Source organism: Streptomyces sp. NPDC087310 (assembly GCF_044744405.1).
Lineage (GTDB): Bacteria > Actinomycetota > Actinomycetes > Streptomycetales > Streptomycetaceae > Streptomyces.
Window position 1 is genome coordinate 198,804 of the sequence record NZ_JBIUYF010000006.1, and the last position, 21,778, is coordinate 220,581.

The 21,778-nt window shown below is 71.6% G+C and carries 19 protein-coding genes and 2 pseudogenes; 8 read left to right on the forward strand and 13 right to left on the reverse strand.

The window, feature by feature from the left end; genetic code table 11:
- Positions 1-49: 49 nt before the first annotated feature.
- Positions 50-1,093, forward strand: a complete 1,044-nt coding sequence (locus ACIO3P_RS23800; protein WP_401852064.1) for an NADP-dependent oxidoreductase — start codon at positions 50-52, stop codon at positions 1,091-1,093.
- 25 nt (positions 1,094-1,118) lie between these two features.
- A pseudogene (locus ACIO3P_RS23805) lies at positions 1,119-1,261 on the forward strand (IS5/IS1182 family transposase); the annotation flags it as partial.
- Between the two features lie 128 nt (positions 1,262-1,389).
- Here the strand turns inward: ACIO3P_RS23805 and ACIO3P_RS23810 are convergent.
- The 5 genes and pseudogenes from ACIO3P_RS23810 to ACIO3P_RS23830 all read right to left on the reverse strand — a co-directional run.
- Positions 1,390-1,746 (reverse strand): hypothetical protein, encoded by a 357-nt coding sequence (locus ACIO3P_RS23810; protein WP_329823102.1) that lies wholly within the window; start codon positions 1,744-1,746, stop codon positions 1,390-1,392.
- Positions 1,747-1,939: 193 nt separating this feature from the next.
- Positions 1,940-2,539 carry a hypothetical protein gene (locus ACIO3P_RS23815; protein ID WP_401852065.1) on the reverse strand — a complete coding sequence of 200 codons (600 nt, stop codon included), beginning with the start codon at positions 2,537-2,539 and terminating at the stop codon, positions 1,940-1,942.
- Positions 2,463-2,978 carry a hypothetical protein gene (locus tag ACIO3P_RS23820; protein ID WP_401852068.1) on the reverse strand — a complete coding sequence of 172 codons (516 nt, stop codon included), beginning with the start codon at positions 2,976-2,978 and terminating at the stop codon, positions 2,463-2,465. The genes ACIO3P_RS23815 and ACIO3P_RS23820 overlap by 77 nt, the downstream gene beginning before the upstream one ends.
- Positions 2,979-3,129: 151 nt before the next feature.
- Positions 3,130-3,438 (reverse strand): hypothetical protein, encoded by a 309-nt coding sequence (locus ACIO3P_RS23825; RefSeq protein ID WP_401852070.1) that lies wholly within the window; start codon positions 3,436-3,438, stop codon positions 3,130-3,132.
- A gap of 121 nt (positions 3,439-3,559) precedes the next feature.
- Positions 3,560-4,129: pseudogene (locus tag ACIO3P_RS23830) on the reverse strand (helix-turn-helix domain-containing protein); the annotation flags it as partial.
- Between ACIO3P_RS23830 and ACIO3P_RS23835 the strand changes: the two are divergent.
- The gene (locus tag ACIO3P_RS23835; protein ID WP_401852072.1) at positions 4,104-4,949 is read left to right on the forward strand and encodes a hypothetical protein; all 846 of its coding nucleotides are present in this window, start codon (positions 4,104-4,106) and stop codon (positions 4,947-4,949) included. The pseudogene ACIO3P_RS23830 and the gene ACIO3P_RS23835 sit on opposite strands and share 26 nt — an antisense overlap.
- A gap of 38 nt (positions 4,950-4,987) precedes the next feature.
- Here the strand turns inward: ACIO3P_RS23835 and ACIO3P_RS23840 are convergent, their stop codons facing one another.
- Positions 4,988-5,839, reverse strand: coding sequence for an SDR family oxidoreductase (locus ACIO3P_RS23840; protein ID WP_401852074.1), 852 nt, complete (start codon positions 5,837-5,839; stop codon positions 4,988-4,990).
- A 102-nt stretch (positions 5,840-5,941) separates the two neighbouring features.
- On the opposite strand from ACIO3P_RS23840, the gene ACIO3P_RS23845 reads away from it, so the two are divergent.
- Positions 5,942-6,517: a TetR family transcriptional regulator gene (locus ACIO3P_RS23845; RefSeq protein WP_329823097.1), complete on the forward strand. Its 576-nt coding sequence runs from the start codon at positions 5,942-5,944 to the stop codon at positions 6,515-6,517.
- Between the two features lie 54 nt (positions 6,518-6,571).
- Here ACIO3P_RS23845 and ACIO3P_RS23850 read toward each other — a convergent pair whose 3' ends face one another.
- Entirely contained in the window at positions 6,572-8,311 is a 1,740-nt protein-coding gene (locus ACIO3P_RS23850; protein WP_401852076.1) for a tannase/feruloyl esterase family alpha/beta hydrolase, read from the reverse strand.
- Between the two features lie 157 nt (positions 8,312-8,468).
- Here ACIO3P_RS23850 and ACIO3P_RS23855 point away from each other — a divergent pair, with 157 nt between their 5' ends.
- Both ACIO3P_RS23855 and ACIO3P_RS23860 read left to right on the forward strand, forming a co-directional pair.
- Positions 8,469-9,452, forward strand: coding sequence for an ATP-binding cassette domain-containing protein (locus ACIO3P_RS23855; protein ID WP_401852079.1), 984 nt, complete (start codon positions 8,469-8,471; stop codon positions 9,450-9,452).
- Positions 9,449-10,240, forward strand: a complete 792-nt coding sequence (locus ACIO3P_RS23860) for an ABC transporter permease (RefSeq protein ID WP_401852081.1) — start codon at positions 9,449-9,451, stop codon at positions 10,238-10,240. Before ACIO3P_RS23855 ends, ACIO3P_RS23860 begins: the two co-directional genes overlap by 4 nt.
- Here the strand turns inward: ACIO3P_RS23860 and ACIO3P_RS23865 are convergent.
- The 5 genes from ACIO3P_RS23865 to ACIO3P_RS23885 all read right to left on the reverse strand — a co-directional run bounded on the left by ACIO3P_RS23865 (position 10,221) and on the right by ACIO3P_RS23885 (position 17,445).
- Positions 10,221-13,415, reverse strand: a complete 3,195-nt coding sequence (locus ACIO3P_RS23865; protein WP_401852084.1) for an ATP-binding protein — start codon at positions 13,413-13,415, stop codon at positions 10,221-10,223. The two genes, ACIO3P_RS23860 and ACIO3P_RS23865, sit on opposite strands and share 20 nt — an antisense overlap.
- A 47-nt stretch (positions 13,416-13,462) precedes the next feature.
- A complete protein-coding gene (locus ACIO3P_RS23870; RefSeq protein ID WP_329825407.1) occupies positions 13,463-14,443 on the reverse strand; it encodes an aliphatic sulfonate ABC transporter substrate-binding protein in 981 nt (326 codons plus the stop codon).
- Between the two features lie 146 nt (positions 14,444-14,589).
- On the reverse strand, positions 14,590-15,369 hold the full coding sequence (locus tag ACIO3P_RS23875) for an ABC transporter ATP-binding protein (RefSeq protein ID WP_401852087.1): 780 nt from the start codon (positions 15,367-15,369) through the stop codon (positions 14,590-14,592).
- On the reverse strand, positions 15,366-16,181 hold the full coding sequence (locus ACIO3P_RS23880) for an ABC transporter permease (protein WP_329825409.1): 816 nt from the start codon (positions 16,179-16,181) through the stop codon (positions 15,366-15,368). The genes ACIO3P_RS23875 and ACIO3P_RS23880 overlap by 4 nt, the downstream gene beginning before the upstream one ends.
- A 16-nt stretch (positions 16,182-16,197) precedes the next feature.
- Positions 16,198-17,445, reverse strand: a complete 1,248-nt coding sequence (locus tag ACIO3P_RS23885; RefSeq protein ID WP_401852561.1) for an ROK family protein — start codon at positions 17,443-17,445, stop codon at positions 16,198-16,200.
- 311 nt (positions 17,446-17,756) lie between these two features.
- On the opposite strand from ACIO3P_RS23885, the gene ACIO3P_RS23890 reads away from it, so the two are divergent.
- Both ACIO3P_RS23890 and ACIO3P_RS23895 read left to right on the forward strand, forming a co-directional pair.
- Positions 17,757-19,304: a sulfatase-like hydrolase/transferase gene (locus ACIO3P_RS23890; protein ID WP_329825851.1), complete on the forward strand. Its 1,548-nt coding sequence runs from the start codon at positions 17,757-17,759 to the stop codon at positions 19,302-19,304.
- Positions 19,301-20,284 carry a formylglycine-generating enzyme family protein gene (locus tag ACIO3P_RS23895; protein WP_401852090.1) on the forward strand — a complete coding sequence of 328 codons (984 nt, stop codon included), beginning with the start codon at positions 19,301-19,303 and terminating at the stop codon, positions 20,282-20,284. Before ACIO3P_RS23890 ends, ACIO3P_RS23895 begins: the two co-directional genes overlap by 4 nt.
- Here the strand turns inward: ACIO3P_RS23895 and ACIO3P_RS23900 are convergent.
- Positions 20,274-21,650: a family 43 glycosylhydrolase gene (locus tag ACIO3P_RS23900; protein WP_401852092.1), complete on the reverse strand. Its 1,377-nt coding sequence runs from the start codon at positions 21,648-21,650 to the stop codon at positions 20,274-20,276. The genes ACIO3P_RS23895 and ACIO3P_RS23900 overlap by 11 nt on opposite strands.
- Positions 21,651-21,778 lie beyond the last annotated feature (128 nt).

Here is a 21,778-nt window from a genome sequence, read left to right on the forward strand (position 1 = left end):
GACCTTCTCGCCATCGCCCCGGTCCGGACCGTACGGCCAGGATCGGGGCATGACTTCGACGGACACCCCTGAGAACCTCAACGCCCCGGCCGGCGCCCCCGTGATGCTCGCCCTGCACCAGACGGCCCTCGGCGGCCCCGAGGTCCTGCGGCTGACCGAGCTTCCGCGGCCCGCGCCCGGCCCCGGGGAGATCCTGGTCGCCGTGCACGCGGCCGGACTCAACCCCACGGACTTCAAGCACCGCGCCCTGAGCATCTTCCTGCCGCCCCCGCCGCTGACCCTCGGCTGGGACGTCTCCGGCACCGTGGTCGGGACCGGACTGGGCGTCACCCTCTTCCGGCCCGGTGACGAGGTGTTCGGCATGCTGCCCTACCCGTACGGAGCCGGCTCCCACGCCGAGTACGTGACCGGCCCCGCCCGCGCCTTCGCCGTCAAGCCCGCCGGGATCGACCACGTCCAGGCGGCGGCTCTGCCCCTGGCCGCGCTCACCGCCTGGCAGGCCCTCGTCGAGACCGCGGACCTCCGGGCCAGGCAGCGGGTGCTGATCCACGCCGCGGCCGGCGGTGTCGGCCATCTCGCCGTACAGATCGCCAAGGAGCGCGGCGCGCATGTCACCGGGACGGCGAGCGCCCCCAAACATGACTTCCTGCGCGAGCTCGGCGCGGACGCCTGCGTCGACCACCGCTCCGAGGACTTCACCGACACCGAGGAACGCTACGACGTCGTCCTCGACGCCCTCGGCGGTGAGACCGCCACCCGTTCCGTGAGCGTGCTCCGCCCCGGTGGCGTCCTCGTCTCCCTGGTACCGGGCGCCGAGGACACCCCGGCCGCGGCGGAGAAGGCACAGGTCCGCGCCGTCGTGCTGCTCGTCGAGCACGACCGGGCCGGGATGCGCGCCGTCGCCGAACTCGTCGACCGGGGCAGGCTCCGCGCCCATGTCTCCGGCACCTTCCCCCTCGCCGAAGGCGCCCGGGCCCACGCCCTGGGGGAGACGGGGCGCACCACGTGCAAGCTCGTCATCGAAGTAAGAGGTGGCGGTGGCCGCGGTCGCGGAACCCGCCGTGACCAAGATGTTCGTAGACATGCGGCGTGACAGCCGGTCCTTGGGGCGCGGGGGCCTGGTCGGTCGGCCTCCCACCGGGAACCGCAACGACTGCAAGGCGTGGGAGGAAGCCGGTGCCAAAGCCGCCATCGGCAGGACCATGACGATCGCCGACGGCGGCTGTCCGGCACCTGCCTTGTCATGCCCCACCGCCGCAAGGGCAACGAGTGCTCACAGCGGCTTGACTGCCACCGCTGGGTCATGGAAAGCACGGTCTCCTGGCTGTCCGGATGCCGCCGTCTCGGCATAGCCGCAGCCTTCATCACCACCGCCGGTTGCAGCCTTGATCAGGGCCTGAGCCTGTCCTGTTGCACGTCGAAGCAGACCAGCCCCATAGAGTCCGCCAGGGCTGCCGCATAGGCCGACGCTTCCTCGGCCATGCTCCAGCGCATCGCGAAGTAAATGAGCGGACCACTGGCAGTGTCGATCAACGGACCGGTCGACCAGGGCGACGTGTCGTCGTCGTCCTCGGTCATGTCGCACCACCGCTCCAGAAGGGCGGCGACGTAGGCCGCGATGCGTTCGGACGGAGGCTCCTCCACCTCACCATCGATATAGCGGTCGTACAGGTCACTGAAGACCTGGCCGGCAGCCTTGTCATCCGTCGGCCGCTCGTCTTCCCAGACAGCAAGGTCGTAGGTCATGCCCGGAGGCTCTCATACACCCTGGTGCCGGCCCTCCCGGTTGTCACCTCGACCCGGCCTGCCGGGCGCGCCGGTTGCCGCGCCGAGAGCGCCCTCGCCTCTGCGAGTGAACGAGGGGGCCGAGTGCTCGGCAGTGTCGTGCACGTCGCGCTCATCCCGGGATGTTGATCCCGTCGCGGTCGGTGCACCCGCTTCATGAACGATCTAGCGGGAGCGCGGTGATCGAGAACGGCAGCCTCTCCGGTGGCAGCCCCGCGGACCACCGGTTGTACTGGCTGTTCACGACCAGCAGACGCGCCGGGCGCCCTTCCGCCCCGCCTCCGCTCTCGCCGTCGATCGCGCCCTCACCCTCGCCGTCGATCGCGACCGCGCTCGGGTGCAGCAGACCCTCCGGCGGCACGAGCCCGTCGACGTACCGGCCCCGGCTCAGATCGCGTGCCATCTCGACCACGGCGACCTGCGGCTTCCCGCCCGGGTCGTCGTCCGCGTACAGGTTTCCCCGGCTCACGTACAGCCGGCCGTCGCGCCAGGCCAGTCCGTCGCCGTTGCGCACCGTACGGCCGCCGAGGTCCACCTCGGTGACCTCGCGGGTGGACCGGTCGATGCGCCACAGCCGACCGGTGTTGCTCTGTACAGTGAGCAGATGGCGCCCCACGGCGATGATCCCGTTGAGGTTGTGCTCACCGTGGACCCAGTCGACGGCGGTGTCCTCGACATCAAGCCAGGGCGTCATCGTCCAGCGCCCGCCGTGCTCCGTCACACGGTAGACGACGGGGTGGTAGGAATCGGTCACGTAGACCCGCGCCGTCGTCGGCCGCGGTGGCCTCGTTGACGAAGCCCCCTGGTCTTCCCTTCAGCGCCGCGAGGAGTCCGCCCGTGGCAGGGTCGTAGACCCGCAGGGTGCCGGTCGCCGCGCCGTTGACGTACAGCCGTCCTTTGCGGTCCATGGTCATGCCGGAGGTGACGGATCGTCCGTCCTGCCCGTCGGGGGACCAGACCTCGGCCGTCGGGCGGCCGGTGTGTCCCCGGTAGAGGGTGCCGTCCCGCGCACTGCCCACGTAGTATTGGCCGGTACGGGTGTCCAGTGTCATCCCGGTCGGGAACGCCTGGTCCCCGGGGATCGCATAGCTGTTCGGCGGTGCGGCGGGCGAGGGGTGTTCCGGGGGTGCTGTGGGGGCGACGGTGAGGGTGATGGCTGTCAGTGCCGACAGCGCGGCGATGAGCGGGCGCATGGGAGCCCTTTCGTGGGTGGGGTGCCGGACGGGTCCGCGTGCTCATCGTCCGCCGTACGGGCGCCCGTTCCCGCTGCCCGGACGGGCCGGGGGCACCGTCGTACCCGGGCACGGCCACCCTGGGTACGGCCGGATCCCCCCGGCCCCGGGCTCATCGAACGGCCAGTCTCCGCAGGGCCTGCTCCTCGGGTGTGCCCGGAGCCGCCGTGTAGACGAGCAGGTTCAGTTCCTCGTCCTGCGGGAAGTGGGTGATCTCGTACGAGAGGGTCAGCGAACCGGCCTCGGGATGGTCGATGCGTTTGAGGCCGTACGACTTCGTCCGTACGGTGTGCCGCGCCCAGTGGTGCCGGAACTCCTCGCTCCGCTCCGTCAGTTCGCCGACGAGCCGCCACAGCTCGGGGTCGTCGGGGAAGAGCCCCGCCGCGATCCGTAGGTGGCCCACGGCCTCGCGGGCCACCATGTCGCGGTCGGGGTAGCGACGGCCGATCTCCTCGTCGAGCAGATGCAGCCGGCACAGGTTGCGCTCGCGCTGGCGGCAGACGGCCGAAGTCGGTGATGAGGCCGCACGCCGGGCGGTTCCACGCGAGGACGTCCATCCGGCGTCCCATGGCCAGCGCCGGCGCGCTGATCCACTCCAGGAGCCGCCACACCTCCGGGCGCACCCGGTCGGCCTCGGCCGGCGCCACGGTGGTAGCCGCCTTGTGGGGTCTGGCGAGCCGGAACAGATGGTCACGCTCGTCGCGGTCCATGCGGAGGGCGTCCGCGACCGCGCCGAGGACGGCGTCGGAGACACTGAGGTTGCGGCCCTGTTCCAGTCGTACGTAGTAGTCGACGCTCACGCCCGCCAGATGTGCCAGCTCCTCCCGGCGCAGCCCCGGCACCCGCCGTACCCCCGATCCGGAGGCGAACCCGGCGTCCTCGGGCTGGATCCTGGCCCGGCGTGAACGCAGGAAATCTCCCAACTCTCCGTTTTTCCGCATGCGTTCATTGTCCGTCCTGGGGTTCTCTTCCCTGGGGTACGGCGGTACCCAGGGACAACAGGGCATCGGGAGAGGCGAGTTCACCGGGTGAGCATGGGGCGTGGCCGAACCACGGCCGACGGGCGAACGGAGAAGAGGGCGAATCATGCGCGAATTCACCGGCGAGGCCATCGGCGGCGCAGGCCGAGGCGGAGGCCGTAACGGCGTACGGCTGGGGGCTGTTGCCGCGGTGGCCGCCGCGCTCCTGCTCACGGCGGTGACCCCGGCCGGCGGCGTGGCGCGGCAGGCCGCCCCACCCGACCCCACGCCCGGAGGGCCGCAACGTCCGTACGAACCCGATGTCCCCGGCCCCCGGAACATCGACTCCCTGTCCGCCGCGGTCACACCGGACGGGGGGACGGCCCGGGGCGTACGGGTGGCCTTCGACCGTGTCAGCCGCGCCGAGACGGGCGGCGCCCCGGCCGGCGCGCGGCGTTTTGTCTTCCTCTTCGACGCGTCGCTCCGTTTCCGGCCCGAGTCCTTCCCGCTCTGCGCGCGCTCGCTGATCGAGGAGAAGGGCGTGACCGCCTGCCCCGACGGTTCACTCGTCGGACGGGGCACCGCCCATGCGTACCCCGAGGGCTCGTCGGAGGTCTTCGCCTTCAACACCCGGTACGCGAACGGCCTGCGCGGCGCCCTGGTCGTCATCCCGGCCACGGGCACCATCCTGGAGCTGACCTGGGAGCGCGTCACCCGCCCGTACCGCGAAGGGGGCTATCTCTGGGCCCTGGACGAGATCCTGCCGCCCAGTTCGATCCCACCGGCGGAACGGGTCGGCACTCGACGGTTCGAGCTGGAGTGGGGCGCCACCCTGCGGTCCGGCAACCGTACGGTCAGCTTCGCCGAGTCGTCGGCGTCCCCCGGCGAAAGGGTGCGGATCGGGCTGTGGAGCGCGTTCGTCACCGGACAGGTCGCGCTGCCGCGCACCACCGCCGTACGGCAGGGCCGTTGACGCGACACGGGCCCGGATCGGCGCCCCGGCGGGCCGGATCAGTGGGAGAAGGCGACGGATTCGGCGAGGTCCTTCTGGGCTTCGAGCGCGGCGAGGCGTTCGGTGAGCGCGGTGCGGACGGCGCTGTAGGTGTCGGAGCCGAAGGCGAGGCGCAGGGGTGGGCTCGGGTGGCGGGTGGTGTCGTAGACGGCGGCGGCGAGCTTGGCCGGGTCGCCGGGGAGGTCGCTCTCGGTGATGGTCTCCAGGTGGCGCCGGATCCGGCCGACGGCATGGTCGCGGTAGACGTCCGTTTCGGCGGTGTAGTGCAGGGCCGAGGCGAAGCCGGTGCGGGTGCCGCCGGGCTCGACCAGGGTGAGGTGGACGTTGAAGTCGGAGACCTCGCGGCTGACGCTCTCGGTGAAGCCCTCCAGCCCCCACTTGCCCGCGTGGTAGGAGCTGTGCGTGGGGATGCCGACCTGGCCGCCCAGGCTGGAGATCTGGATGATCCGGCCGCCGCCCTGCTCGCGCATCGGCCGCAGGAAGGCCCGGGTGATCGCCATCGGGGCGAGCAGGAGGACCTCGATCTGGTCGCGGACCTGCGCGGCGGTCATCTCCTCGGCGGCGCCCACGATCGCGTATCCGGCGTTGTTGACCACGATGTCCACCGGCCCGGATCCGAGCGTCCTGCCGACCACCGTGTCGACGTCGGCCGGCCGCGTGAGGTCGAGGATCTCGACGGTCAGCCGGTCGCCGTACGTCTCGCGCAGGTCGTCCAGGGCCGCGGGGCGGCGGACCGTCGCCGTGACGCGGTCGCCCTTCCGGAGGGCGTGCTCGGTGAGGTGGCGGCCCAGGCCGCCCGAGGCCCCGGTGACGAACCAGTGGCGTACGGCCTTGTCGGAGGGAGCGGGCATGGGAGTCTCCTGGCATAGAGTGTTACCGGAATACGTTCCGCTTAGAAGTTAAGCGGAACGTATTCCGGAAAGCAATCGGAGATCGACCCCGAGGGAACCCGCATGCCCGCCACACCCCGCCGCACCAGGAGCGACGCGCTGCAGAACCGCGAGCGCCTGCTGGAGGTCGCCGCGCGGGTCTTCGCCGAACAAGGGCTGGACACCGCGCCGGCCGCCATCGCCCAGCAGGCGGGCGTCGGTGTCGGCACGCTCTACCGGCACTTCCCGACCAGGGAAGTCCTCATCGACGCCGCCTACCGGCGCCAACTCGCCCACGTGTGCGAGAAGGTGGACGGACTCCTCGCCCTCCATCCGGCCGCCGAGGCCACCCGGATGTGGATGGAACACTTCATCCACTACGCCACGGCCAAGAGCGGTATGTCCGAAGCCCTCAACGCGGTCATCGCCTCGGGAGTCGACCCGTACTCCGACAGCCGCGCCCTCCTCACCGACGCCGTCGCCGCCCTCCTCGCGGCCGGCGCCCGGGACGGCAGCCTGCGCACCGACGTCGCCCCCGGCGACGTCCTGCTCCTCATGGGGGGCATCGCCTACTCCGTGCGGCACGGCGCCGAGGAGCAGGCCCGCCCGATCGTCGACCTCTTCATGGACGCGCTGACCAAGGGCTCGGCCGCGAGCTGAGCCCGAGCTCCCGGCCCGCCCCCGCCCCCGCCCCCGACCGCGGGCGGTCGGGGGTCAGTTGTCGCCGCGGCGCGGGGTGCAGACCAGCTTGCCGTCGCGGACCTCGCACCACTGCTGGTCACCGGAGCGGAACGTACCGACCCAGCGCGCCGGCGGGTACGAACGGCCCGGCCCCGAGACGAAGCTGGCCGCCTTGTCCGGGTCGCCGGTGCCGTCGTGGACGGCCACGCGGGGGTACGGGAACACCGGGCGGGTACGGACCGTGGTGCCGGCCTCGTCACGTTCGGAGACGACGACGCGGTCCGGCGCGGTGCCGCCCTCCACCCACTCGGTGAGCGGGGTCAGCAGGTCCGCCCGGTCGGGGCCGTCCCCGCCCTCGCAGTGGTACATCCCCGGAACGAGATAGAGCCGGGCGAACTCGCCGGTGCGGGCACCGGTGACCTTCCGTACCGCCTCCCAGTAGGCGATGGTGCCCTGCGCCATGATCGGCGCGTCGTTCCAGCCGTGCCAGAGGATCAACTTGCCGCCGGAGTCCCGGAACGGGCGCAGATCAGGGTCGGTCGCGTCCATGACCGGCGACATCACCGACAGCTCGCGGAACGTCCTGCGGTCGAAGGAGATCGTCCGCCAGTCGTAGGACTTCGCCTGGTTCGGCGCGGCCAGGTAGCGCAGGTGACCGTCGGCGAGCTGCTCGACGCCCGACGGCACCTCCGGGTGGTCGCGCACGATGTTGCTCTGCCAGGCCAGCTCCGAACCGATCGGCTGCCCGCCACCGGGGTACCCCGGGTAGAACGGGACACCGCGCTCGTCGACCGCGCCCCGGTAGATCTTGCGCGCCGCCTCGACCTCGGCCGCGCCGAGGCAACCGGTCGTACGGTCCGCCGTGCAGCGCAGCGTCCCCGGGTCGAACGAACACGCCCGCGGATCGGTGATGAGCCCGTCGGTGAGCCCGTCGACGGAGTCACAGGCGGCCAGTGCCCCCTTGTGCAGCACGGGCAGGTCCTCGGAGGTGAGGATCTGCGTGCCGTCCGGGGCCAGGTTGGCCCGCGCGTTCCACCCGGCGGAGAAGACGAACATCGCCACCCAGTTGTTCGCGGGGGCGCCGGCGATGATCCCGTCGAAGTCCTTCGGGTAGCGCTGCGCCAGGTTCAGGGCCTGCCGTCCACCTCCCGAGCAGCCGGTGAAGTAGCTGTGCTCCGGCGGGCTCCCGTAGTACAGCTCGATGATGTTCTTCGCCACCACCGAGAGCTGGTGCTCCGCCTCGTAGGCGAAGTCCTCCACGAGGTTCGGGTCGGTCGCGAAGGTCGCGTTGGTCCCGACGTGCCCTCCGTTGCCGGAGGCGACCGCGAACTCGCCGCTCCGGTAGGCGGGGCACTCCTCGGCCATCCGCGTCTGTCCGTACGGCTCGGTGAGGCCGCAGAACCCGCCGCAGCCGAACTGCAGATACCGCCCCGTCCAGGTCTTCGTCGGCAGCTTCAGCGTGAACTGGTGCTGCGGCGCGATGAGCGCGGTCACCTCGCACCGCTCGGGGGTCTCCGCGGTCGCGGGCGCGACGCGTACGAACTCGATCGTCGCCGGTTCGCCCGGCAGCGCCTCGATCGGGCGCTGGGCCAGCGCGGCGCAGTCCATCCGCGGTGTCGTGACCGCGGTGGGTGCCACGGGTCTGGTGCTGGTGCTGGTGCTGGTGCTGGTGGTGTCGGCTGTCGTGGGGCTCGTGGCGCCGGTCAGCGCGATGACGACGGCGACCACCACGCCGTGCACGCGCAGCCGTTTCCTCCGCTGGGTACCTCGCATGCGGTTCTGCTCCCGTCCCGATGGGGTTGCAGTATCCGGTACTGGACTAGGTAACTTAGTACCGGTCCACGTACTCAACAAGGGCTCCGGGGCGCTGAAACCCTCGTGAAACCGCGCTGAACGCGCCCTGAATGCGTCATGCCGCAGCCTCTGCGGCATGACGACAACGACATCGCGCCCACTCGCCGTCGCGGCCGAGGGGCTGCGCAAGTCCTACGGGGACAAGACCGTCCTCGACGGGATCGATCTGCGTATCCCGGTGGGGTCCGTGTTCGCGCTGCTCGGCCCGAACGGCGCCGGCAAGACCACCGCGGTGAAGGTTCTCTCCACGCTCATCACCGCCGACGCCGGCGAACTGAGCGTCGGCGGCCACGACCTGTCCACCGAACCGCAGTTGGTGCGTGCCGCGATCGGTGTCACCGGGCAGTTCTCCGCCGTCGACGGGCTGATCACCGGCGAGGAGAACATGCTCCTCATGGCGGACCTGCACCATCTGTCCCGGCGCGAGGGGCGGCGGGTCACCGCCGAACTGCTGGAGCGCTTCGACCTGGTCGATGCCGCGAAGAGGCCCGCCCAGAGCTATTCCGGCGGTATGAGGCGCCGTCTCGACATCGCGATGACGCTGGTGGGCGGTCCGCGGATCATCTTTCTCGACGAGCCGACCACGGGGCTCGATCCGCGCAGCCGTCACACCATGTGGGGGATCATCCGCGAGCTGGTCTCCGGTGGCGTCACGGTCTTCCTCACCACCCAGTATCTGGAGGAGGCCGACGAACTCGCCGACCGTATCGCGGTGCTGAACAACGGGAAGATCGCCGCCGAGGGCAGCGCCGACGAACTGAAGCGCCTCATCCCCGGCGGACACGTACGCCTCCGCTTCACCGACCCGTCCGCCCACCGCAGCGCCGCCGCCGCGCTGACCGAGGTCCAACGGGACGACGAGGCACTGGCGTTGCAGATCCCGAGCGACGGCAGTCAGCGTGATCTGCGTTCTGTTCTGGACCGGTTGGACTCGGCCGGTGTCGAGGCGGACGAGCTGACCGTGCACACCCCCGACCTCGACGACGTGTTCTTCGCCCTGACCGGCTCCGCCCACCTCCCCGCCCACATCCCCGACCAGTCCAAGGAGACCGTCCGATGAGCGCCCTCTCCCTCGCCGTACGCGACGCGAACACCATGCTCCGCCGCAACCTGCTGCACGTGCGGCGCTACCCGTCCCTCACCCTCAACCTCCTGCTCACCCCGGTCGTCCTGTTGCTGCTCTTCGTCTACATCTTCGGCGACGTGATGAGCGCGGGCATCGGTGGCGGCGGCGCCGATCGCTCCGCGTACATCGCCTATCTCGTCCCGGGCATCCTGCTGTTGACCATCGGCGGCACCGTGGTGGGGGCCGCCGTGTCCGTCGCCATGGATATGACCGAGGGGATCATCGCCCGTTTCCGTACGATGGCGATCCACCGCGGATCGGTGCTCATCGGGCATGTCGTCGGCAGCGTGCTGCAGGCGCTCGCGGGCGTGCTCGTGGTCGGCGCCGTGGCCGGGGCCATCGGCTTCCGGTCCACGGGCGCCACGCCCCTGGAGTGGCTGGCGGCGTTCGGGCTGCTCACGCTGGTCGCCCTGGCGCTCACCTGGATCGCGGTCGGGATGGGCATGGCCAGTCCGAACGCCGAGGCGGCCAGCAACAACGCACTGCCGCTGTTCGTCCTGCCGCTTCTCTCCAGTGCCTTCGTCCCGATCGACGCGATGCCGGGCTGGTTCCGGCCGATCGCCGAGTACCAGCCGTTCACCCCCGCCATCGAGACCCTGCGCGGCCTGCTCCTCGGCACCGAGATCGGCCACAACGGCTGGCTGGCCGTCGCCTGGTGCCTCGCCCTGGCCGCACTCGGCTACTTCTGGTCCACATCGCTGTTCAACCGCGACCCGAAGTGAGCGCGCGGGCTGCCTCCCGCAGCTCGTCCCGCCCCAGGGCGGCGTACGCCGACACCGCGTCGGCGTACGCCGCCCCGTCGGCCTCCCTCGCCGCGCGCCGGGCGCGCTCCGCCGACATCGTCGGCTGGAACTCGCGGAGCACCCGCAGCCGTTCGGCCAGCGCGATCATCCGTACGGCGGAGGCGTCGCCGGACGCGAGCCCCGCCATCCCGAGCGCGTGCAGCACCGTCCCGTACACCGGGAGTTCCATGGGTGAGCGGGACGGGCCGCGGAGCAGCGTCCGCAGCCGCCTCCGCAGCCGGTCGACGGGGTCCGCGACGAGGTCGAGACGGCCGGCGTGCGCGTGGGCCGTCACCGCCGCCGACTGGATCTCCAGCGCCCACGGGTCGAGCCAGGGATCGCCGCTGTGTATCGAGCCGGCCTCGGGCATCCGCTCCACGGCGCGGCGCCACAGGCCGAGCCCGGCCTCCGTCAGCCCACGGGCGAGCGCGATCTCGGCGCGCCCGCCGAGATCGGGGCTGTAGAAGGCGTCCTGCTGCGGGGTGTTGTCGCTCTCCGCCTGCCGCAGCCAGTACTCGGCCTCGTCGGGGTCGCCGCGCTGCAGACAGGCGAGGACCAGGGCCGAGCGGATGCCGATGTAGTCGTGCCCGTCGCCGAGCTGCGGCAGCGCCGTGAGCGCCGCCCTGAGATGGCCGTACGCCGCCTCGCCCTGCCCCGTCCGCAGGCACAGTTCGCCCAGCCGGGAATGGCCCATGAGCCGCAGGGACGGGTTGTCGACCGGAGCCAGTGCGGTGATCATCCGGTGGGCCGAGGCGAGCGCGCGGTCGATGTCGTTCTCGTACTCCCAGATGTAGGTGGCGACGCACTCGGCGATGCCGACGACCAGCGGCTGCTTGCCGTTCCCGGTCCTGTTTCCGGCCCCGTTCCTGTCGCCGTCGCCGTCGCCGTCGTCACTGTCACTGTCGGTGCCGGTGTCGCAGAGCTCGTGCAGCACCTCGTAGTCGGGCGGCCGCATTTCGGGAATCGCGCTCAGCACCACCGCGGTGGCCCGCAGCAGGGTGTCCGGCGGGGCCGGGGGCAGTCGCCGGAGCGTGACGAGCTGGCGTACGGCGCGCAGGCCGTACCCCATCAACAGGCCCGCCGTGCACACCACCGCGGCGGCCCGGGCGACCTCCACGTACTCCGGCTCGGGGTAGTAGTGGGACAGCGCCGGGCCGGTGTCCGCGGCGAGGGCGGCGAGGCGGGGAAAGTTGGAGTCGGTGGCCCACAGGGCGGCGAGGACGGCGGTGAGCGCGGCGACGGTGGGGCCGTCGGTACGGGCCAGGGCGTGCCGCAGGGCCAGGACGAGGTTGTCCTGCTCGGCCCTGGACCGCTCCCAGGCGGCCAGCCGGTCCGAGCCGAAGAGCACGTCGTGATACGCGAGCCCGAACTCCCTTGCCCAGATGAGGAATCGGCCGACGGTCTCCGCCTCCTCGCCCGCCTCCGCACGCCGGGCCGCGCTGAACTCCCGTACGGTCTGCAGCATCCGGAACCGCACACCGGCCGGGGTGTCGGCGACGGTGAGCAGCGACTGACCGGCCAACTGCTCCAGCAGGAACAGCGCGTCCTCGCCCAGGACCTGTTCCGCCGCTTCGCCCGAGAAGCCGCCGGGGAAGACGGACAGGGTGCGCAGCGCCGCCCGGGCGCCATCCGGGAGCAGGTTCCAGCTCCACTCCACGACCGCGTGCAGGGTGCGGTGGCGCTCCGGTGCGTCCCGGGCCCCGCCGCGCAGCAGCGCGAACCGGTCGCCGAGACGGCGGGCGATCTCCGGCACCGACAGCACCCGCACCCGCGCGGCGGCCAACTCCACGGCGAGCGGCAGCCCGTCGAGCTGGCGGCACAGCCCGTCCACCGCGTCCGGCGGCAGCTCCACACCGGGCCTGGCGGCCCGGGCCCGCTGTGTGAACAGCTCGACCGAGGTGTCGAGACCGAGCTCCGGCAGGGCGTACACCGCCTCCGACGTGAGGGCCAACGGCGCCCTACTGGTGATGAGCACCCGCAGGCCCTTCGAGGACGACACCAGAGCCTGGACGAGGTCGGCGGCACCCCGGACGACGTGCTCGCAGTTGTCCAGCACCAGCAGCGCGGGCCCGGAGCCGAGCACACCGAGGATGCCGGAGACCGGGGCGTACCCACTCACGGCGCTGTGCCGTCCCTCGCCCGCGCCGAGCGCGGAGGCCACCTCCACGGCCACGTCCTCGTCCGCGGTGACGCCGGCGAGCGGCACGAAGTACACCACGCGCTGCTCGGCCCGGCGGCTGACGGCATGTGCGAGCCGGGTCTTGCCCAGACCGCCGGGCCCGACGACGGTGACGGCCCGGGAGACGCCCAACAGCCGTACCACCGCCGCGATGTCCTCGTCCCGGCCCAGCAGCGGATTCGGCTCGTGCGGCACACCATGCCTGACCACGGGCGACTCGCCACGCAGCAACTCCCGGTGTACGGAGCCGAGTCCGGGGCCCGGATCCGTGCCGAGCTCGTCGCGCAGCTCACGGCGGTACGCCTCGTACCGCGTCAGCGCCCTGGCCGGGCCCGCCGTCGCCGCCTCGCCGCGCAGCAGTTCGGCGAGTATCTCCTCGTCGCGCGGCTGCTCGGCGGCGGCCACGGCCAGCGGCCCGGCCGCCTCCGCGTGCCGGCCCAGCCGGGCGAGCGCGAGCGCCCGCGCGCGGAGGAGCGCGCCGCGTACGGGGGCGCGCTCGCCGCGCAGCGCGGCCACGGGGTCGTCGGTGTCGTCTGCCCCGTCCGGGACGCCCTCCCACAGCGCGAGACCGGCCTCGGCCGCGGCCAGCGACCCCGCGTGGTCCCCGGCCCTGGCCCGGTCCGCGCTGGCGGCGGCGTTCAGCAGCAGGGCGGAGCTGTCGACCTGCTCCTCGGCCAGGGCGAGCCGGTATCCGGTCGGCGTGCTGACGAGGACGTCGGCGCCGAGTTGCGCCCGCGCCCTGGACACGAGGACCTGCACGGCCTTCGCCGGCCTCTGCGGCAACTCGTCCGGCCACAGCCCCGCCACCAGCCGCTCGGTGCCGCAGCCCGTACGCACATCGCCCGCGAGCAGCGCGAGGAGTCCGCGGAGCCGGGGCGCGGTGACCTCCCGCCCGCGATAGGCGACGCGCGGCAGCAGGGTCAGGTCGGTGGTCACCCGTGCAGATTAGCCAAGCCGCCGACCGCCGGAACTCCCGCCGCGGACTATCCGGTGTGCACCGTGCGGTAGAGGTCGCCGTCGTAGAACTCGGCGGGGTCGGGAACTTTCTCCAACTGCTTGTTGTGGACGAAGAGATCCCCGAGTTTGGTCAGCGCGCGGCCGATCTCGCCGTTCCCGGTCTTCTCCACCAGGTCGTCGGTGGAGAAGGTCTCGACGTGCGAGGCGTCGGCCGTCGCCTGTGCCGGGCTGACGTTGAGCATCTCGGCGACGAGGGTGATGGACTCCTCGGGGTGCTTCTCGCGCCAGTCGTTGGCCTGCTGCAACACCTTGATCACCTTGGTGTTCTTCTTCTCGGACACCTTGTTCCCGGCGACGAAGGCGGTCGGGAAGACGTCCCCGGTCTCCTTCGTGCCGGCCACCTCCTCCAGCTTCGGGATCTTCTTCCTGATGGTGTCGATGGAGGGGTAGAAGATGCCGGCGCCGTCGATCTTCCCGGAGGTGAAGGCCGACACGACGGTGGAGGGGTCCATGGCGATCTTCTGGATGTCCTTGGTGGTCATCCCGGCCTTCTCCAGCGCGATGTTGAGGATCATGTCGCCGGACGTGCCCTCGGGTACGCCGACCCGCTTGCCCCTGAGGTCCTGCATCGTCCTGATGCCGGGTTGGGCGATGACGCGGTCGGCGTACGTGAAGGTGTTGACCGCGATGACCTTCGCCTTGCCGGAGGCGGGCAGCCACATCGCGCCGGGGCCGATGTAGCCGTAGTCGAGGTCGCCGGAGCCCAGCGCCTGGATCTGCACCGGCCCGTTGTTGAAGACCTTCGTCTTCGCGGTGAGACCTTGTTTCTTCCACAGTCCCCGCTGTTCGGCGATGGCCAGCAGGCTGGCGCCGTTGTAGTCGCCTATGTAGCCGAAGTCGACCGTGTCGTCGTCGGCCGCGCTGCCGGAGCACGCGTTCATGGTGAGGGTGAGGACCGTGACGGAGAGGAGCGCCGACAGGGCGCGGCGGAGCGTACTTCCGGGCATGACGGAGTGTCCTAACGGGGAAAGGGAGAAGCGAGGGAGGCGGCCACGGGACGGAGCGGCCGTAGGACGGATGCGGCTGTGGTGCGGATGCGGCTACGGGACGGAGGTGGCCGTGGTGCGGATGTGGCTACGGGGGGCAGGGGCCGCTACGGGACGGGGGCGGCGTTCCCCTGGTGGTGTACGGAGGTCCACACCGCGTTCCGGATCCGCCGGAACTCCGCGGAGAGCCGGATCTCCTCGGTACGGGGATAGGGCAGGTCGACATCGATGACGCGGTGGACGCGGCCGGGCCCGGCCGCCATGACCACCACCCGGCCCGCCAGGTACACGGCCTCGTCGACATCGTGGGTGATGAACAGCACGGTCCGCTTCTCGCGGCTCCATGTCGCCAGGAGCTGGTCCTGCAACTGCACCCGGGTGAGCGCGTCGAGCGCCCCGAACGGCTCGTCCATGAGGAGGACCCGCGGGTCCACCGCGTACGCGCGGGCGATGGCGCAGCGCTGTCTCATGCCGCCCGAGAGCGTCTTGGGAAGGGCGTCCGCGAAGTCGTCGAGCCCGACCAGGGCGATGGCCCGGTCGGTCCTGCGGCGCCGCTCGTCGGCCGGTACGGAGGCGAGCCGGAGGCCGAACTCGACGTTCTGACGCACCGTCAGCCAGGGGAAGAGCGCGTACTGCTGGAAGATGACGCCACGGTCGGGCCCGGGCCCGGTCACCGGCTCGCCGTCCACCAGCACCCGGCCTGAACTGGGTTCCTGGAGGCCGGCCGCCATGCTCATCAGGGTGCTCTTGCCGCAGCCGGAGGGGCCGACGACGGTGACGAACTCCTGGTCGGCGATGTCCAGGGACACCCCGTCCAGTGCGGTGAACTCGGCCCCCTTGAGTGGGAAGGTCTTCACCACGTCCTGAAAGCTGATCTTGCTGTTCATCGTCGCTCCTGCCAGCCGGTGAGCCGTCGTTCGGCGAGCAGCAGCAGCCGGTCCATGAGCAGGCCGAGCACGCCGATGGTGATCAGGGACACGAAGATCGTGTCCATCTCGAACCAGGTGGACGCCTTCTGCATCCGGTAGCCCAACCCCTCCTGTGCGCCGATCAGTTCGGCCGCGACCACTGTGGCCCACGAGGCGCCGAGCCCGATGCGCATGCCGACCAGGATGAACGGTGTGGAGGCCGGGATGACCACCTTGGCGAAGATGACCCGGTCCGACGCGCCCAGGACCCGGGCGGCGTTGATGAGGGTGCGGTCCACGTCGACGACGCCCTGGAAGGAGGCGACGACGCAGGCCATGAAGGAGGCGAGGCAGATCACCGCGACCTTCGGTACCTCGCCGATTCCGAGCAGGACCACCGTGAGCGGGATGAGCGCGAGCGGCGGGATGGTGCGGAAGAACTGGACGTAGGGCTCGACGACGGCGCGTACCACCGGGTACCAGCCCATGAGGAAGCCCACGGGCACGGCCACGATCACCCCGAGGCCGTAGCCGAGGAGGACCCGGCGCAGGCTGGCGAGCGTATCGGTGGCCAGGGTGCCGTCGGCGGCCATGTCCCCGGCCTTCCGCGCCACGGCGAGCGGCGTCGGCAGGTTCTCGACCAGCCCCAGCGCGGCCACGACCGCCCAGACGAGGACACCGGTCAGGAGCGCGAGGACGTTGAGGACCAGCGGCCGTCGCCGCGAGCGGCGTTCGGCACGTCGCGGGGCCGGGGCCGCGGCGGTCTTCTCCGGAGGGACGGTCACGGCCATGGGTGCCTGCCTGGATTCACGCGTGCTCCTCGGTGACGGGCTGCGGATAGCGGGAGAGCAGAGGGGATTCGCGCAGGACGAGGGCGATACCGCCCAGCGAACTGCCGGCGTCGCCGAGGGTGGCGCGCCGTACCCGCACCCGGTGGCTGACCATCGGCATGACCTGGCTGCGCAGGGCCCGCTCGACGGGCTCGAACAGGGCGGCACCGGCCTGGGCGAGTTCGCCGCCGATGACGATGACGCCCGGACCGACCGCGTTGCACACGGCGGCCAGTACGGTGCCGATGTCGGTGCCGGTACGCTCCAGCACCGCGTGCGCCCGCCGGTCACCGGACGCGGCGGCGGCCAGGAAACCGGAGATGTCCTCGGCCCGGCCACCCGCCGAGCGGTAGCGGTGCAGTACGGCGTCGAGGGACGCGACGGTCTCCAGGCAGCCGGTGCCGCCGCATTCGCACGGCGCCCCGCCGGGGTCGACGGTGATGTGGCCGAACTCGCCCGACATGCCGTGTGTTCCGCGGTGCAGCCGGCCGCCCATGACCAGACCGCCGCCGACCCCGTGGGAGAGCCGCAGGTACAGCACGTCCCCGCCGTCGGAGGCCGCGCCCCACACCGCCTCGGCGAGGGCGGCGAGCCTGGTGTTGTTGTCGAGCAGCACCGGCACACCGAACCGTTCGCGGAGCAGCCCGGACAGACCGTCTGTGCCGCGCCCCCGGGCGTCCTGCCCGGCGACGTCGGCGTCGATGACGGGGCCGACGAGGCCGACCCCGATCGCGCTGAGCAGCCCGAGCCGGAGCGTGCCGCGCCGTGGGGCGCGGTCGGCGGCACGGCCGGCCCGGGGGGTGCCGCCGAGCGAGCCGAGGAGACGCTCGGCGATGTCGGCCCGCTGCGGCCAGGTGAGTCCCGGCGCGTGCGCCTCACTGGCCGAACCGATCACCTCGTGGGCGACGTTGACCGCCGAGACATGGATGGCGCGCCGGGCGAAGTCGATGCCGATCGCCTCCCCGGCGTCCGGGTTGAGGCTGAGCTTCTCGACCGGCCGGCCCCGTCTGCGTACCTCCGCCCGCGGCGTGGAGGCGACCACCGCGCCGCCGTCCACGAGACCGGCGACGATGTCGTACAGGGTGGTCCGGGACAGGCCGCAGTGCGTGCCCAACTCGGCTCGGCTGAGCGGGCCGTGGGTGCGGAGGAGGTCCAGGACCGACTGCTCATGGCTCTTGCGCAGCCGCGTCAGCGGACCGTCGTGTGCCTGCATGCCGAACAGCATGGGGAGCGCCACGTTTTTCGTCAATGAGCCGGAACAAAGGAATTTCCGGCCTGTGGTGACGGGTACGGAGCGCCCTCACCGCGCCGTGGCCGCGGGGTACGGCCTTCGGCGGGCAGGGGAGCGGCGGTCGGAGGGGTGATTATTGTTCGCACCATTGACATAAATCTGGTGCGGGCCGGAACATGCCTCGCGTGGCACCGGTCGAGATCGCCCCAACTCCGCCGCCCCAACTCCGCCGCCCCGCCCCCGGCCGCTCCCGACCCCGCCGACCCCGAACCGATCGAACCGAAAGGGTCCCCGTGCGCCCCAACATGCTCTTCCTGATGACCGATCAGCACCGGGTGGACACCCTCGGCGCCTACGGCAACCCTCACGTCCGCACCCCGAACCTGGACCGGCTCGCGGCCGAAGGCACCCGGTTCGACCGCTGCTACACCCCCACCGCGATCTGCACCCCCGCCCGCGCCAGCCTGCTCACCGGCGCCGCGCCCTTCCGCCACAAGCTGCTGGCCAACTACGAACGCAATGTCGGCTACTTGGAAGACCTCGCCGACGACCAGTTCACCTTCGCCGGACAACTCAGCTCCGAGGGCTACCGGTTGGGGCTGATGGGCAAGTGGCACGGGGGAGTGCGGCGGACCGCCGCCGACTACGGCTTCGAGGGCCCCGACCTGGCGGGCTGGCACAACCCGGTGGACCACCCGGACTACCTCGCCTACCTGGCGGAGCACGGCCTCCCCCCGTACCGCATCACCGACCCCGTACGCGGCACCACACCCAACGGCAGCCCCGGCAACCTCCTCGCCGCCCGGCTGCACCAGCCGGTCGAGGCGACCTTCGAGCACTACCTCGCCACCCGCACCGTCGAGATGCTGCGCCGCTGGGTCGCGGACGGGGTCGGAACGGCGCCCGGGGAGGCCACGGCCGAATCCGGGACCGGCTCGGACCGGCCGTTCTTCCTGGCCACGCACTTCTTCGGCCCGCACCTGCCCTACATCCTCCCCGACACGTACTACGACATGTACGACCCCGCGCTGGTCGAGCTGCCCGCCTCGGTGAGCGAGACCTTCGCCGCGAAACCACCGGTGCAGAGCAACTACAGCAAGCTGTGGGCCTTCGACACCATGCCGCTGGAGGAGAGCCGGAAGCTGATCGCCGTCTACTGGGGGTACGTGACCCTCATCGACGAACAGATCGGACGGATCCTCGACGCGGTCCGCGAACTGGGCCTGGAGGAGCACACCGCGGTGTTCTTCACCGCGGACCACGGCGAGTTCACCGGTTCCCACCGGCTGCACGACAAGGGCCCGGCGATGTACGAGGACATCTACCGGATCCCCGGCCTCCTGAAGGTCCCCGGCGCGCCGAGCGGCCAGGTACGCGACGAGTTCGTCTCGCTCACCGACTGCACCGCCACCATCCTCGACCTCGCCGGGAGCGACACCGGGCCGGCCGTGGACAGCCGCAGCCTGCTCCCGCTGGCCGCGGGGGAACGGCCGGAGTGGGCGCGGCACCACCTCGCGGAGTTCCACGGCCACCACTTCCCCTACCCCCAGCGCATGTTGCGCACCCGCCGCTACAAGCTGGTGGTCAACCCCGAGTCGCGCAACGAGCTGTACGACCTGGGAACCGACCCCGACGAGCTGCACAACCGCTACGACCATCCCGAACTGACCGGGGTACGGGCCGAACTGACCCGTACGCTCTACGGCCTGCTGCGCGAGCGCGGCGACAACTTCTTCCACTGGATGACACCGATGTACGACGTGGAGACCGACTACGACACCACGCTCTCGGCGTTCGAGAACGCACCCGACCGCGACGCCGGGGCGGGGCGGGCGCGCGAGGAACACGCGTGAACCCGGCGGACTCCGGCTCCGGGGCCGGCTCCGGGGCCGCGGCCCGCTCCTGCTGCGCGCCCGCCCGTGGGCCGGCCGAAGCCCCGGTCGTGGGTACGGCCCCGGCGGCGCCCCGTGCCGAGGCGGGCGCGGCAGAGGCGTACCGGACCCGGATCGAGCTGCCCGGCGGCACGTTCCGGATGGGCGGCGAGGACGGCGACGCGAACCCCGGCGACGGGGAAGGGCCGGTACGCGAGGTGACCGTGGCCCCGTTCGCCCTGGACGCCCACGCCGTGACCAACGCGCGCTTCGCCGCCTTCGTCGAGGCGACCGGTCACCGCTGCGACGCCGAACTCTTCGGCTGGAGCTACGTCTTCGCGGCGTTCCTGCCCGAGCCGCTGCGCGAGGCGTCGCCGCGCCCCGCCGCCACCCCGTGGTGGTGCGGTGTGGAGGGCGCCCGCTGGGACGCGCCGGAGGGGCCCGGCAGCGCGCTGGACGGCCGCTGGGACCATCCGGTCACCCATGTGAGCTGGGCGGACGCCGTCGCCTTCTGCGCCTGGGACGGCGGGCGCCTGCCGACCGAGGCGGAGTGGGAGTACGCGGCCCGCGGCGGGCTCGACCAGGCCCGCTATCCGTGGGGCGACGACCTCACCCCCGGCGGAGCGCACCGCTGCAACATCTGGCAGGGGAACTTCCCGGACAGGAACACCGCCGAGGACGGCTGTCCGGGCACCGCTCCGGTGCACGCGTACCCGCCCAACGGCTTCGGGCTGTTCAACGTGTCGGGCAACGTCTGGGAGTGGACGGCGGACCTCTGGCACCCGGGGGCGCCGGGGCTGCGGGCGATGCGCGGCGGCTCGTACCTCTGCCACGACTCGTACTGCAACCGCTACCGGGTCGCCGCGCGCACCGCCAACACCCCGGACAGCACCACGGGCAACCTCGGCTTCCGGGTGGCCCGTTCCGCTCCGGGCGGCCCCGCCGACCCGCTCAGTCGCTGACCGTACGGCTCCGGTCCGCGCGCTGGACGTACAGGCGGTTGCCCTTCGGCCCGGTCCACTCCAGCCGGACGACACCGGGCACGGCGGCGTCCGCGATACGTGAGGGGTTCGACCAGTGGCCGAAGTTCGGGTTGAGGAAGAACGTCCCCCACAGGTCGCCGCCGCTGTCCACGAAGAAGTTGTTGTGACCGGCGGCGACGCCCGCGGTCCACCGCTTCGAGTACGGGCCCTCGAAACGGTCCGACACGGCGACGACCGCGTCGTACTGGTACTGCACCCGGCCGTCGCCGGGCGGGACGTAGGCGTGTCTCGGGCTGCCGTCGGGGTCGATCGACGTCCGGTCCCAAGCGGCGTGCAGGAGGTAGTACATGCCGCCGTACTTGAAGACGTACGCGCCTTCGAGATACGGCTCCGGTGTGTAGGGCGTCTGCCGGAACGCGGGGAGGTTTGTCGTGGTGACGATGTCCTCCATGTCGTCCCGGAACTTCGCGTACAGGTTGTTGTGCAGCACGAGCCACGCCTCGTCACCCTCCGAGTAGAGGCTGCCGTCGATGTGGTGGTAGGCACCGGGCTCGATGAACGCCGGTCCTCCGATGAACGAGTCGCCGAACGGCTTGTCGAGGTTGCCCTCGACGAGCCGGTACGGGCCCTCCACCCCGCCCTCGCTCACCAGCAGGAACGAACCCACCTTCCGGGAGTGGTCGCCCATGCACGCGACCATGTACCACCTGCCGCGGAAGTAGTGGAGTTCCGGGGCCCATGCCTGGCCGCGCTTGCCGAACCGGTCGTCGTACCAGTACTCCTGCCACGGAGCGACCACCGTACGGCCGCGCCGGTTCTCGCCGACGAACTCGGGCGACCACACCTTGCCCTTCTCGGCGCCGGGCCGGATACGGGTCGTGTCGGCCAGTTTCCACGGCCCCCGCAGGGACCGGGACGTCCACACGAAGATGCCGTCGTTCCACGGGCCCGCCGCTTCGAGCCCGGGTACCCGGGTGGTGCCGGTGGCCACGTACAGCGGACGTCCGTCGACGACGAAGCAGTTGACGTAGGTGTCCCGCATCCAGACCTGGCCGCGCGCCTTGTCCCGCGGGCGCAACTCAAGGGGGAGGACGAAGGAGTTGTCCTCGCGCGGCCACAGGTCCGCCCCGGTGTCCGCGAGACCGTACGGCTCAAGGGCGGGCCGGTTCGGCGGATACCGCCGCCCCGACGCTCCCTGTACCGACGCCGCCTGCGACGGCCCGGCCCCCGTCGGCGCGGCCTGCGCGGTCGCCGCGGGGAGTACCGCCGTCACCGCCAGGGAACCGGCGACACCGGCCAGCAAGGACCGCCGGTCGACGTGCGACTCGTTCTCCGAACTGGTCATCAGTCACGCCCTTCTCAGTCGTCCAGGATGCCGGTGTCCTGCCGGAGAGCCGTCCTGGGTGGCATGCCGTACAGCATGCGAAGGCGCGCGGAATTTCGTCAACACCACGGAATATTAATCCGGGGACG